At 50.8% G+C, this 13,823-nt stretch carries 12 protein-coding genes; 6 read left to right on the forward strand and 6 right to left on the reverse strand.

Annotated features, from left to right (window positions below; genetic code table 11):
• Nucleotides 1-154: 154 nt before the first annotated feature.
• Together LHL18_RS06965 and LHL18_RS06970 are read left to right on the forward strand one after the other, a co-directional pair.
• A complete protein-coding gene (locus LHL18_RS06965; protein ID WP_226766362.1) occupies nt 155-1,999 on the forward strand; it encodes an SLC13 family permease in 1,845 nt (614 codons plus the stop codon).
• A 91-nt stretch (nt 2,000-2,090) separates the two neighbouring features.
• Entirely contained in the window at nt 2,091-2,243 is a 153-nt protein-coding gene (locus tag LHL18_RS06970) for a hypothetical protein (RefSeq protein ID WP_166670394.1), read from the forward strand.
• Here LHL18_RS06970 and LHL18_RS06975 read toward each other — a convergent pair.
• Nucleotides 2,240-3,433 (reverse strand): multidrug effflux MFS transporter, encoded by a 1,194-nt coding sequence (locus LHL18_RS06975; RefSeq protein WP_226766363.1) that lies wholly within the window; start codon nt 3,431-3,433, stop codon nt 2,240-2,242. The genes LHL18_RS06970 and LHL18_RS06975 overlap by 4 nt on opposite strands.
• 172 nt (nt 3,434-3,605) lie before the next feature.
• On the opposite strand from LHL18_RS06975, the gene LHL18_RS06980 reads away from it, so the two are divergent.
• Both LHL18_RS06980 and LHL18_RS06985 read left to right on the forward strand, forming a co-directional pair.
• Nucleotides 3,606-4,346, forward strand: coding sequence for a substrate-binding periplasmic protein (locus LHL18_RS06980; RefSeq protein ID WP_226766364.1), 741 nt, complete (start codon nt 3,606-3,608; stop codon nt 4,344-4,346).
• 56 nt (nt 4,347-4,402) lie between these two features.
• Nucleotides 4,403-5,077 carry a DUF3334 family protein gene (locus tag LHL18_RS06985; protein WP_134052863.1) on the forward strand — a complete coding sequence of 225 codons (675 nt, stop codon included), beginning with the start codon at nt 4,403-4,405 and terminating at the stop codon, nt 5,075-5,077.
• Between the two features lie 12 nt (nt 5,078-5,089).
• On the opposite strand, the gene LHL18_RS06990 is transcribed toward LHL18_RS06985, so the two are convergent.
• From LHL18_RS06990 to LHL18_RS07005, 4 genes are read right to left on the reverse strand one after another with little or no spacing between them, the layout of a single operon-like run.
• Complete coding sequence (locus LHL18_RS06990; RefSeq protein WP_226766365.1) at nt 5,090-6,307, reverse strand: ATP-binding protein; 1,218 nt, start codon at nt 6,305-6,307, stop codon at nt 5,090-5,092.
• A gap of 8 nt (nt 6,308-6,315) precedes the next feature.
• Entirely contained in the window at nt 6,316-7,008 is a 693-nt protein-coding gene (locus LHL18_RS06995) for a response regulator transcription factor (RefSeq protein WP_134052859.1), read from the reverse strand.
• Nucleotides 7,008-7,388 (reverse strand): DUF3019 domain-containing protein, encoded by a 381-nt coding sequence (locus LHL18_RS07000; protein ID WP_134052857.1) that lies wholly within the window; start codon nt 7,386-7,388, stop codon nt 7,008-7,010. The genes LHL18_RS06995 and LHL18_RS07000 overlap by 1 nt, the downstream gene beginning before the upstream one ends.
• Nucleotides 7,388-8,248: a MipA/OmpV family protein gene (locus LHL18_RS07005; RefSeq protein ID WP_226766366.1), complete on the reverse strand. Its 861-nt coding sequence runs from the start codon at nt 8,246-8,248 to the stop codon at nt 7,388-7,390. The genes LHL18_RS07000 and LHL18_RS07005 overlap by 1 nt, the downstream gene beginning before the upstream one ends.
• 253 nt (nt 8,249-8,501) lie before the next feature.
• Between LHL18_RS07005 and LHL18_RS07010 the strand changes: the two genes are divergently transcribed.
• Together LHL18_RS07010 and LHL18_RS07015 are read left to right on the forward strand one after the other, a co-directional pair.
• On the forward strand, nt 8,502-9,536 hold the full coding sequence (locus LHL18_RS07010) for a LacI family DNA-binding transcriptional regulator (protein WP_226766367.1): 1,035 nt from the start codon (nt 8,502-8,504) through the stop codon (nt 9,534-9,536).
• Between the two features lie 121 nt (nt 9,537-9,657).
• A complete protein-coding gene (locus LHL18_RS07015) occupies nt 9,658-11,961 on the forward strand; it encodes a toxin-antitoxin system YwqK family antitoxin (protein ID WP_226766368.1) in 2,304 nt (767 codons plus the stop codon).
• On the opposite strand, the gene dauA is transcribed toward LHL18_RS07015, so the two are convergent.
• Nucleotides 11,958-13,703, reverse strand: coding sequence for a C4-dicarboxylic acid transporter DauA (dauA, locus tag LHL18_RS07020; RefSeq protein ID WP_226766369.1), 1,746 nt, complete (start codon nt 13,701-13,703; stop codon nt 11,958-11,960). The two genes, LHL18_RS07015 and dauA, sit on opposite strands and share 4 nt — an antisense overlap.
• Between the last annotated feature and the right edge of the window lie 120 nt (nt 13,704-13,823).

Raw genomic sequence — 13,823 nt, forward strand, 5'->3', positions numbered from 1 at the left:
GGCTCCTGCTGGCTGAATAAAGTGAAAGTAAACAAACGGCGCTATTGTAGCAATTATCTGTCAGTGGGGAAATTGCTGCGCCGACGTATTGCAGTAAGTCAGCGTTCAGCCTAGTGTGAACACTATTGATTATTTGACCCGAGAATTTAACAATATGACGACTGAGCAGGCACTGCTGTTTACCATTTTGCTGATGACCATTGGCCTGTTTATATACGGGCGCTGGCGGCATGATGTTGTCGCGCTAGCCGCACTGATGGCTTGCGTGTTTGCAGGCCTGGTGCCAGCTGACGAAGCTTTTAATGGCTTTGGCCATCCGGCGGTTATTACTGTTGCCTGCGTGCTGGTACTAAGTTATGCCATGCAAAGCAGTGGTGCGGTTGATGCGATGGTAAGACGGGTATTACCGGCCAAAGCCGGTGTGATGACCACGATAACTCTGTTGACCGCGCTGGTTGCGGTGTTATCTGCGTTTATGAATAACGTCGGTGCAATGGCGTTACTGATGCCGGTGGCGATGCAGGCCGCGGTTAAATTGGCCGTTCCACCCGGGCAAATCCTGATGCCGGTAGCTTTTGGTTCTATTCTCGGCGGTATGACAACAATGATAGGTACGCCGCCCAATCTTATTGTTTCAGGCTTTCGTAATAGCAGTCAGGGCACTGGTTTTAGCATGTTTGATTTTAGCCCGGTAGGCTTGCTGGTAGCTCTGAGCGGTGTGGTATTTATTGTGTTGCTGGGGTGGCGTCTGGTACCGAAGCGCAAACAGCAGGGTATTGAAGGTTTTGACACGGCTAATTACCTGACTGAAGTTCGGGTAACGGCTCAGAGTAAAGTGGATGGCATGCGTTTGGCGGAGCTTGAACAGAAGCTGGAAGACGCCGATGCGCAGGTTATTGGTTTGGTGCGGAATAAGTTCAGGGTAACCGTGCCTGCCGGTTACCGGCGGCTGGTAGCCGACGATGTGCTGGTGATAGAGGCAGAACCGGAATCTTTAGGTGCATTGCTGGCGGAGCTTGGTTTGACTCTGGAAGAAACAGCCCGGGCCGATGCTGAAGCTGAAGCAAAATCAGAATCGCAGGACAACGCAGCAACTGAGCAGCAAGAAGACACTGACAGCGGTAATGGCACCATGAACTCCGATGATATGGTGCTGCTTGAGCTGGCAGTATTACCCAGCGCCCAGCTCATCGGTCGCTCAGCAGCTAACCTGAACCTGCGTAGCAATTTTGGTATTAACCTGCTGGCATTGTCGCGCAGCGGCAACCGCTCAATTAAACGCTTACGCCGCACCGAGATCGCTGCCGGTGACGTATTGCTGGTGCAGGGGGATGCGCAAGTGCTCAGCAGTTTTGCCAGTGAATTTGGCTGCGTGCCACTGGCAGAGCGCGCGATTAATGTACCGGACAATCGCCGAGCCTGGCTGACGGCCAGCATTATGTTTGCAGCAGTGGCGGCCGCCGCCCTGGGGGTGTTACCTGCCGCAGTATCTTTTGCTGCGGCGTTACTGGCCAGTATGTTGTTTAAAGCGGTGCCCATCCGCAAGGTATATCAGGTCATTGACTGGCCGGTTATTGTGCTGCTAGCAGCGTTGCTGCCGGTGGCGGAGGCGATGTTGAGCACCGGTGCGGCAGAACTGCTGGCCCGGTGGTTGCTGCAGTATGCATCGGCAGGTAGCACTATAGTAGCGCTGGCTATTTTACTGGTGCTGACAATGACGTTGTCTGATTTTATGAATAATGCTGCTACGGCGGCTGTTATGTGCCCGATAGCGATCAGCGTTGCGGCCCAGCTTGATGCCAGCCCGGATACATTTCTGATGGCGGTTGCGATTGGTGCTTCCTGCGCATTCCTGACGCCTATTGGCCATCAGAACAATACGTTGATTCTGGGGCCGGGAGGCTTCAGGTTCGGAGACTACTGGCGTATGGGCTTACCGCTGGAAATAATTGTTGTCGCAGTGTCAGTTCCGGCCTTGTTGTACTTCTGGCCGCTTTAGTCTGCAGTAGCATTTTGCTACACTCAACCCTGCACCTGACACTGCAGGGTTGCAATGCCAGTTATTGCCACATTTAACGCTGGGAAACCTTATGAACGACTTAGATTTCGACCTGGACCACCTTGATTTTGCTGCGGCAGAACATAATGTAGAACGTCAGCAGCAAGCTGAACTTGAGCGTGCTGACGACCCACAATATGGCGACGATGATGATGAGTGTAGTGGCGGAGCCTGTAAGATTTAATCTGCCGCAGCTGTCACGGCCGGTGCTGTGGTCTTATGCCACAGCTGACTGACAGCGATGCACAGTACACCAGACAACATCAACAGCGCAAAAGGTAGTGGCGTGCCGTTGTAGAATAACGCCAGTAATGGGCCTGATAGTGAGCCAATGCCAAAACGCAAGGTGCCGATAACCGCCGTTGCTGTGCCGCTATTGTCAGGAAACTTTATCAGAATCATTGCATCGGCATTGGTCGCAATTAAACCCAGACTGGCCATTAAAGGTGCTATTGATAGTACCGTATAGACCAAATCAAAATTCCAGAAATTAAACAGTGCCAATGCACTGGCGCTGACAACGGCTACTGCAAGGCCTGCGCGCAGCATGCGCTGTGGTCCAAGCCTTACTACTAACCTGCTGTTGATAAAGTTAGCCAGCATCAGCATTGCAACATTTACGCCGAACAATACACTGAATTGCTGCTCGTTGACGCCAAAAAACTTAATATAAACAAAAGGCACGGCAGTCAAAAAGCAGAAAAACGAAAACGATGCGAACATCGAAGTGGCAATGTCCGGCCGTGCTGAGGCGTTGGAGAATACCACCTTATAGCCTGATAAAAAGGATGGTTTAGCTGTGTGCGCGGTGACAGTTTTTGTTTCAGGCAGATATCGCCAGCTCAGCAACAGGATCAGCAGGGCATAACTGGCTAGGGCAACAAAAATCATCTGCCAGTTGGCCAGCCACAAAATGCCACTGCCGATTGCCGGGGCCAGCAACGGGGCCAGCATCATAATCATTGAAACATAAGACATGCCTTTGGCGGTGTGTTCCTGATAGATATGCCGCACTATACCAGGCACCACAACAGTTGCAGCCGCGCCACACAGCGCCTGTACCGCACGCCAGGCCAGAAACCATTCAATAGAACTAACCAGACTCAGAGCAATACTGGCCAGAACAAAACCTGTCAGACCAAATATAGCCAGCGGCCGGCGGCCCAGACTGTCTGCCAATGGGCCGCATATCAGCATGCTGACACCAAAAAAAGCCAGGAAGATGCTTAACGACTGCTGCACCATACCTATAGTGGTATCCAGTTGCTGCGCCATCAGTGGCATGGCAGGAAGATACATATCAATCGCCAAAGGTGTGGTAGCAACAATGGAGGCCAGTAACAGAATGACCCAGCCAGCAGGTTTATGTGACATTGATTCAGGCTCTTAACTTCGCAGCGTTTTATGATACGCGTTTTTCCCGGCTGCAGCTAACGTGATAGTGTAAAAATGGGTTAACAAATATGTCTGCCGGTTGGCCTGGTTTGCATTTAGCCTGGCAAAGCTTTTTAATAGCCGTATATAAGCAAATACTGTTGTGTTGGCCATGAAACGATTTTACGGGGTTATTTGTCTGTTTGCCGGCCTGCTGGCGTTTCAGCAACAGGCCGCAGAGCCCATTCGTATGGGGCTACACTTGTCTGCTCCCTGGTCATTTTATAACGATGCCGGTGAGTTGGATGGCATCGAGTATCAGCTGGTATCGCGCATCTTCAGCCGGGCGGGTTTCAAGGTCGAGTACGAACTGCATAGCTACAGCCGGTTGCTCAAGCAGTTCAGTGACAAAAAGCTTGATTGTGCCTCACCGGTGGCTGTACCGGTAGAGGGGGCAAGTTATACAGAACCTTACCTGCCGTTTGAGGATGTGGTAATCAGTCTGGCTTCTTCAGGCATCGAGATCCAAAGCCTGCAGCAACTGGCCGGTAAGCGCATTGTCGCTTATCAGCAGGCGCAGCAGGTGCTGGGGGCTGAGTTCAGTGCTGCGGTGGCAGATGCCAATTACCTGGAGCTGGCCGACCGGAGTTTACAGCTGGAGTTGCTGTTTAGTAACAGAGTGGATCTGGTCATAGGTGAGCGTCGTGTGCTGCACTATCTGGCCGCTAAAACTGCACCCCACTTGGCTTTAAAGACGCATCATTTGTTTACCGGGCAAAAATACCCGGCCGCGTGTTGGGATCCGGTACTGAAGGATGTGTTTAACCACGGGCTGGAATTACTGCAACAAAGTGGTGAACTGTCCGCTATCCTGCAGCAATATAATGACCTGACCGCTATCGGGACAGAATAGCCATTGCAATGTTATTACGCGTATACTGTGCGCATCGATGATGCGGGAAACTGATAATGAAAAAAACCAAAGTTATAACCACAGATGAAATACTGCTGACATTGTGCCAGTCAGTAACCAAGGTACTAACCGGCGCTGGCAACAGTAACGTTGCGTATTCACCTATGGTGCAAAAAATTCAGAAAACCTGCCTGCGGCCAGATCTGGGCTGCTTTGTGCTGTTTGACGGCGGTTTCTCAGGCCTGGTTATTATTAATTTCACTGCGCAGGCCGCAATGGAGATTTATAAAAAGTACCTGATGAGCATGGGCATGCCTGAAGAGGAGTTGGCGCAGTTTCATACCTCTGACGAAGTAGGCAACGTGATGGGCGAGTTGATGAACCAGATAGTTGGCGATTTTACCAATACGGTGCGCTACGACCTGCATACGTCAATCAACCAAAGCCAGCCGAAAATGATGGCGATTAACAAACAGGTACAAATTCTGGTTAACACCCAGCTGGATCAGCCGCAGGCACGCCGGGTAACCTTTAGCACACCGGAACATAATATTTTCTATCTTGAACTGGCGATGGATAAAACCGAATTCATTCAGCTGCATGAGTTTGATAAAACCGAGCAGGAACATCCGGATGATATTCTGGCGAATGCACAGCAATATACACCGGAAAATACTGTCAGTGCAGATGTCGACGTAGATGACGACTTTCTGAAAAATCTGGGGCTATAACTGCAAAAGGCCTCAGCCGCGCTGTGGCAGTATCAGCACAAAACGTGCGCCGCCGAGGGGCGAGGTGGCCACTTCGATTCTACCCTGATGCCACTGCACTACACGCTGCACTATGGCCAAACCCAGACCAAAACCGCCAGCCTGTTTATTACGGCTGGCTTCAGCCCGGAAAAATGGTTTCAGAATATCCAGCCTCAGCGCTTGCGGTATACCTGGGCCGTCGTCCTCGACTTCAATCTGCCAGTGGTTTTTATGTTGGCTCAATGTCAGTCTGATTTGGCTCACCGCATATTTTTTTGCATTAACCAACAGGTTCTGCAGCGCGCGTTCCAGATAATGGCCATCGCCATATAGCATGGCCTTGTCAGGCAATTGCAGTGATATAGCGGCACCAGGCAGCGGTGTCAGTTTTTCCTGTACGTTGGCAATCAGCTCGGTTAAATCCAGATGCTGTTTCTGTAACGGCGATTGTCCGGTCTCCAGCCTGGCATAATCAAGAATTTCATCGACCAGTTGCTGCAGCTCTTTTACATCTTGCTGCATCAGCTGGCGTTCTTCCTGCGGCAGTTGCTGCGCCATTTCCAGTGCAAAGTTCAGTCGCGCTATAGGGGTACGAAGTTCGTGTGACACGGCATGGGTCATTTCCCGTTGCAATGCCAGCAATTCACGGATCTGCAGGCTCATTTGCTGAAAGCTGTGAGCAATAGGGGCGATAAAGGAGCGGGCGGGTAACTGCAAAGGGGTTTCAGCGTCAGCAGAGAATTTTTGCAAACGCCGTTGCAACAGCCGGATATCACGGGCAACCGGCCATAGCCACAATGCAACCGCGACTGCCAACAGCACAAAAAATAATAGTGTGAACCAGATGGCGCCATCTTCCTGTACCAGTTGCAACGGGCCCAGGCGCCATAGCTGGCCGCCCTGCTGATAATAGAAATATACCCGCTCGGCTTCAAACAGTGTCAGCACCTGCCCTTGTTGTAGCTTGGCGGCTTCATCCGGCAACCAACTTATGCTATCACTTGGCAGTGCTGAAATGGTTAGCGGAATATGCAGTGGCCACTGGTTTTGGGGCTGCTGCAGCTGCTGTTGCAGCAGGGCGGTGTAGCTATCGAGCCATGGTGGCTCTGCTGAGGGTTGCCACTGTTGCCAAAGCTGCTCCACCGCCCAACCGGTGCCTAGTAGCACCAGAAAAATAAACAGATAAAAGTGCCAGAACAGGCGATGCATTGGCAGCCTTACTGCCAGGCGTCGGCAACAAACAGATACCCCTTACCCCACACCGTTTTTATACGAAACGGCGTTTCAGCATTGTCTCCCAGTTTGCGCCTGAGGTGCGAAATACGCACATCGACGGTGCGATCCAAGCCATCGTATTCGCGGCCGATAATTTGTTGATGAATGGCTTCGCGTTTTACCGTCTGGCCTGCGTGCTTGGCCAGCATCCACAACAGATCAAACTCATAACTGGTTAGCTCCACACGCTCGTTGTCATACCAGGCTTCGCGTGAGCGCTGTTTTAACAGCAAACGGTTAAACTGCAACTCCTGTTGCTCAGCTTTGCTGATAATCTGAGTCCGGCGCAGTAAAGCGTTGATCCGCGCTACCAGCACTCTGGGTTCTACCGGCTTAACAACGTAGTCATCTGCGCCCAGTTCCAGCCCGAGTACCTGATCAATATCGCTTTGTTTGGCGGTCAGCATCAACACCGGCCCTTTAAACCAGGGGCGGATCTGGCGGCAGACACCAAAACCGTCCAGGCCTGGCAGCATTAAATCCAATACGATAAGGTCGGGTTGAAATTGGCGGCAATGCTCCGCTACCGCATCGCCCTGGCTTTGCAACTGCACGGTGAAGCCATGCTGAGTCAGGAATGTTTGTACCAGCGATGCCAGGCGGATATCGTCTTCAACCAATAGTATTTTTGCCATCAGAATATGCTCCATGGGCTGCTTAAACGGCGTTGGGCAGGTTTGCGGCTTAGTACCTGTAGCTCGGTTCTCAGCAGGATACGGTTGTCACTGTCTCTGAGTGACAGCTCGGTATTTTGCCAACTAACAATATGCTGCCAGTGTCCCTGCTCTGCCTGTTGCCAGCATTGCAGCTTTTCTTCCGCCATGTACAGGCAGGTACTTAGTGCCGTCTGACTGTACCAGTGTAGTTGCAACCGGGTCTGACAACTTTGGTTTTGCTGCTCGGTTACACAAATTTGTGGGCTGACATCCCAACACAAACTGCTGCTGCAGTTTGCGGGTAAGGGATTGGGTGCTGCAATACCGTTAAGTGCCAGTAACAACCAAAGTCCCTGCATCAAAATAACCGGTAACTTACGCCAAAAAACCAGGTCGTCACGTGGTCGGTACGCACCAGAGGGCTGTCTGTCATTGCATCATCCAGATGTAAGTAACGTAAAAATGCCAGCAACGCTACCCGTTCTGACAACGGGTATTGCCAGCCTAAGCGCAGTTCAGGCTGCCAGCTTGGCTTGCCTTTGTAGCGGTCAAGATAGAACGGCTCATTATTATCAATGCCATAGTAAGTATCAATCAGTTTGGCGCTTTTCCAGTGTAATCTGGCGCCCAGCTGCCAGTTGCCGGTGCTGGTTTGCCAACTGCGTCCGGCGCCAATAGTGGCATGCTGGCCCTGATAGGTATTGCTGACATCCTGCCAGGCAACACCCTGCAGGTGCCAGTTTTCACCAAACCAGTCCAGCTGCAGGCCAAGATCATACGCCGTCGGCCGTTTACTGATCTCGCGTACGGAAGCTTGCAGCGGGCCTGTGTCTTTTTCTGTTTCATCTACGATGCCTGAATTGGCAAAGCTGTGGCGAAACTGGAAAGCGTTGCCACCAAACCATTTCTGAAAAAAGCCTTTTTCCTGATTAAACTGGCCAACCAGACTAAGCTGCCATTGGTCATTTAAAGCCCAGCTGGTTCCCAGCTTACCATTATCGAAAAACCAGCGTTTGCTGTAGTAATAAATATCCGGCAATAACACCAGCGGTAATTCATCACCATCATGCAAGGGGTTACTGCGCTGACCGTAGCCCAGCGCAATATTCAGATACAGTTTCTGCTCTGTTACACAATTATCGTCCTGCGTGCAGGGCAAAGCTGTTTCGGCTTGCGCAGTTATGCTTAGCAGGCATAGCAGTAGTAACCAGTATCGCAAAGGGCACCTTAATTCAGACAGACTTCCAACGACGGCAGTTTACCAAGTAGTTGAGCCACAGATAAGCAGATATAACAATGTTTCACAATTTGCTCAGTTAACCACCAGGCCAGGTGGTTTGGTTAGCGGCAGAACAAAATTGAATCCACCTGCAATTCCCACTATGATAAGCGCATCAAACAGATAAGTACCGGTGTCATCCATACAGGTACCCGCGGTCGTGGTAACGCCACTGCTATAGCAGAGCATCCAGATGAAAGACAAAGCTACTTCATTCGATATTGCCTATATGGCCGGTGTGTCACAGTCGACGGTATCGCGGGCCTTACGTAACAGCCCTCAGGTTAACAAAGAAACCCGGGAAAAAGTGCAGGCAATAGCGCGGCAGCTGAACTATAAAGTTGATAAAAATGCCAGTAATCTGCGCCAGCAACGTAGCAGTACGCTGGCGCTGCTGTTGTTTGAAGATCCTACCACTGATGAGTCGTTGATTAACCCGTTTTTCCTGTCGATGCTGGGTAGTATTACCCGTGCCTGTGCTAAGCGTGGTCAGGATCTTCTGGTATCGTTTCAGCAGTTAAGCGATGACTGGCATGCCGACTATGAAGACAGCAATAAAGCCGACGGCATTATTCTGCTCGGTTACGGCGATTACAAAGACTACGAAGAAAAGTTAGCTAAGTTGCTGGCGCAGGAGACACATTTTGTCTGCTGGGGCGCAGAAGTGCTGGGGCATCCGGAATTTACGCTGCGCAGTAACAATCGCGAAGGTGGGCGTTTAGCCGGCGAGCACTTGCTGGCAACCGGGCATAAAAAGTTTGCCTTTATTGGTAATGCATCTGAAGGTAGCCCGGAGTTCAGTGCCCGTTATCGTGGTTTCATCGATGCACTGAATACCGCAGGTATAGGTGAAGGAGAGGTGCCGCATTTTGATGCTATTTCTACAGAAAGCGCTGGTGATAAGGCGACAGAACAATTACTGGCTGCCGGGCACCAGGTTGACGCTATTTTCTGTGCCAGTGATCTGATTGCTATTGGTGTGATGCGCTGCCTGAAGCGCCATCGTATCAACGTGCCGGAAGATATTGCCGTAATGGGTTTTGATGATATTCCGGTGGCCTCTTTTGCTACCCCTGCGCTGAGTACTATCCAGCAGGACACCACCAAGGCTGGCGAGCTGCTGGTAAATAACCTGCTGCAGCTGATTAATAACCAGCCGATTACCGTTAACCAGATAGAACCCAAGCTGATTATCCGTCAGTCTTGCGGTTTCCATCGCGGCGGCTAATACCTGTATCAGCCTGATAGATGGTATCTTTATTAACGCTTTAATAACCTTGATTACACCGACGCTGCCTTGTGCTAATATCCGGCGCTTTGTTGTTTGGCTTAATTAGGGACAAATGCCGGTGTATTATTTATCTCGCTTTATTTTACTGTGGTTTGCGTTGCTACTGGCTTTGCCTGTGCTGGCAAACCAAACGTTGGCCAACCGCATGTTGGATGTACGTAAGGTTGAAGGATTAGATGTTTATTACAATCTGAGTAATGGCATGCCACTGCAGGGTGAATACCGGCTGGTGCGAGATACGCAGGGTTACACTCTGGCAAGTTTTGATCAGGGGCTGGTGCAAGGCGGCTGGCAGGTGTTTGATCAGCGTAATCAACGTATTTTAACTGGACAGTATCAAGCGGGCAGACAGCACGGCGAGTGGCAGTACTTTAGCACTGATGGCATGGTTGAGCAGATAGAACATTATGATGGCGGTGTAGCCACAGGTTTATGGCAGCGTTTTAACAGCCAGCAGCAGGTAATTGAAACAACTCAATTTGAACGTGGTGAAAAAACCAAGGTTAGCCGTTTTTATGATAACGGCAAAACACGCAGCGTCGAAACCTATCAAAACAGCCTGCGGCATGGCGTGTGGCAAACGTTTCATCTAAATGGCCAGGTTGCCGAGCAATGGACATACGCCAACAACCAGCTAACCGGGCTATATCAAAGTAAGAATGAGCAAGGTGAGGTATTGCTGCAAGGCGAATACGATGCGCAGGGCCAGCAGCACGGACAATGGTTGCAGTTTTTTGCCGCCGATGTGGTAGAAGCGAAAGTGCAGTACCTAAATGGTAAGCGTCATGGCTTAACCGAGCAATTCAGTACCGATGGTACTTTGGTTCGGCAGTGCCATTATCAGCAGGGGGCGCAGCATGGCGAATGCCGTGAGTTTTATGCCAATGGCCAGCTAATGAGTGCCTTGCTGTTTAAAGACGGCAAGCAACACGGTGAACAGCAATGGTTCAGTGAACAAGGTCAATTGATACAGAAACAGCATTATATTGATGGCATGTTTGCCGGCGAGCAGTTGCAGTATTACCCCAATGGCGAGTTATCAAAGCGTGTTACCTACCACACGACAGAACGCAGAGCGAATGGCCAATTTCCACTGCATGGTGTCAGCGAAATCTATCAGGAAAATGGCCTGCTATTTGACCTGTCCAACTATGTGCTGGGTGAGCGTGACGGCGTACATAAGCGCTATATAGAAGACAAACTGGTAGAAGAGTCCTATTACAAAGCCGGTAAACGCCATGGCCTGAGTAAAACTTTTTATTCATCAGGCGAGCCGCGTGAGCACAATACCTATGTTGATGGCCAGCTAACCGGGCCTTTCAAAAGTTGGCATATCAACGGCATGCTGCGTGAAGAGGGTGAGCGCAAAGACGGCCAGCTAACCGGGCGCTACCAGCTGTTTTACGATACCGGCAAACCACAAAAGCTGGAACACTACGCCAGTGAGAAAAAGGCCTCAGACTATAAGTTTGCTCTGGAAGGTAAGTATCAGCAATGGGCCGGGAATGGCGATCTGACGCAGGAAGGTAACTATGCTGATAACAAACGGCACGGCAACTGGATAACTTACCAGCAAGGCGAGAAAAGCCGCGAGCAGGAGTTTATTACCGGTAAAGCCGAAGGCCGCTTTGTCGATTACTATCAGGGCCGCCGCCGCACTAGCGGTTATTACCTGAATAACCAAAAGACCGGCGAATGGATTGAATATTACTATCAGGCTGATGACCCAACCTATGGTTTTATTCCGGAAGGCACCATACGGTACAAAACCCATTGGCTGGAGAATAAACAGCATGGTAAAGCCGAATTCTACACGGCCAAAAACATTCTGTACAAAGTCGAAACCTGGGAAAAGGGCGAGAAAACCGGAGATTATAAAGAGTTTTACGTCAGTAACGGTGAAGCCAAAGTTGCGGGCCAACTAAAAAAAGGCCAATGGTTCGGCTTATGGCAAGCCTGGTACGAAGACGGCACTCTGGCGCAGGCGGTTCATTACGACGAAAGCCGTAAACATGGGCTGGCACAGGAATACTATGATAATGGCCAGCTGAAAAGTGAAATTGAGTACGAATACGACAAACCGCATGGCCGCTATCAACTATTTCATTTAAATGGCCGGCCGCAGCAAAAAGAAAACTATGTAAAAGGCTTAAAAGAAGGTGAGGCGGAATACTTTCATCAGAACGGTAAACCGCAACAGCAAGGCGCTTACCTGCGCGACCGTAAAGAAGGCGAGTGGCTGGAGTTTTGGCCAAATGGCCAGGTAAGAACCCAGGGCGGCTATATCAGTGACCGACCATCCGGCGACTGGCAGTACTTTGACCAGCATGGCAAGTTAATTAAAACCGAGCATAAAGGCTAACCGCTGGGCGTAGTATCCTGCTCACGCAGGTACAGTTTGTCCAGCGCTTCACGTAATGTCGGGTAAAACGTTAATCTGCCGGGGATCGGCTTGACTCCGGCTTTGGCCAGGGTTTTCAGCGGCTGGAACTGTAAATCGGCAATCACCAGCTCGGTGTTGTTGCGCTGACATTTGCTGATAAGTTTGTTCAGTGCCGCCAGGCCGCCGGTATCCAACAACGGCACGCCATCCATATACAGCACCAAACCCCGGCTTTGCTCGCTCAGGCGGGCAATATCAGCAAAAATCCGATCGGCAGCGGCGAAAAACAGTGGCCCACTTATTTTCAGTACCTGCCAGCCTTCAGGTAGATGCTGCTCCACTTGCTTACGGTTGTTGCTGATGTCGGTCACCTTGCTCATTTGGGCAATTTCTTTAACGAACAGCACCGCCGCCAACAAAATACCTGTGGTTATCGCAATCACCATATCAAACAGCACGGTCAGGCTAAAACAGGTAATAAACACCCAGATATCGCTACGTGGTGCGGTTTTCAACAAATGCAGCGCTTTGGGTGCTTCGCTCATATTCCAGGCTACCATCACCAACAAAGCAGCCAGTGCCGCCATCGGTAGATAAGACAATACCGGTGCCAGCAGCACTAAACCTAACAGCAGTACCACAGCATGCACCATTGCTGAGACTGGCGATTGCGCACCGGCCTTATAGTTTGCCGCCGAGCGGGCGAGTGCCGCAGTAGCGGTAATGCCGCCAAAGAAGGGGGTAATAATATTCCCAAGGCCCTGGCCGAACAGCTCGCTGTTGGCGCTGTGACGCCGGCCTGACATGCCATCGAGCACCACGGCGCATAATAACGATTCAATCGCACCCAGCATCGCCATAGCAAAAGCAGCACCCAGCAAGTCTTTTACCAGCTGCCAGCTAAAGCTTAGTAGTTCACCATCAGGCCCTGGGCGTAGCCAGGGCCAATCGAAATAGGGCAAATAAGGTGGAATGCCTCGGCCATCGCTGCCATCAGCAGCGCTATAGCTAAAACGTGATCCTATGGTGTCAAGCTCAACGCCAAACTGCAGTAACAGTAATGCCAGTAAGGTGCCGATAAACAAGGCGGGTAAATGAGCGGGCAGCGGTATTTTCAGCTTAGGCCACAGCAGCATCACGCTAAGTGTGACAAGTGCTACTGCCAGACTGGCTGGCGATAGCTGCGGTAAATGCTGTGCCAGTACGACGACTTTTTCGGCGTAGTGCTCTGGCAGGCCGGTAAGGTTTAAACCAAAAAAATCGTTGATTTGTAAGGTCGCAATCACCACCGCGATACCGGCAGTAAAACCCAGTGTTACCGGTTCGGGAATGTATTCTATCAGGCGGCCTAATCGGAATGCCGCCATCAATAGCAGCAACACACCTGACAATACCGTGGCCAGCAATAAGCCGCTTAAACCATATTTCATCGCCACCGGGTACAAAATCACCACAAAAGCCGCCGTCGGGCCACTGATGCTGTAACGGGAGCCACCGGTCAGCGCAATAATAAAGCCAGCGATAATAGCGGTGTACAAACCGTACTGTGGTGCTACGCCTGACGCAATGGCCAGTGCCATGGCCAGTGGAATGGCAATAATGCCAACGGTCAGGCCCGCCAGCATATCTTTGCTCAGTTTATTGGCGTTATAGCCTTCAGCCAGTACTTCACGCAGGGCATGGCACAGGCGTAGCGAGAACAGATGAGAACGGTCAGACATGACAGCATTCACTTTAAAGCTGCTAAGGAATAAACGTAGTGTAACGCTGGTAAAGGCTTGCGCCTATGCGCTTTTAGTATGGTTGTGTTGCTTTAACAATGGCGCAATACTGCTTAGCTA

This window comes from Rheinheimera aquimaris (assembly GCF_020531985.1).
Taxonomy (GTDB): Bacteria; Pseudomonadota; Gammaproteobacteria; order Enterobacterales; family Alteromonadaceae; genus Alishewanella; species Alishewanella aquimaris.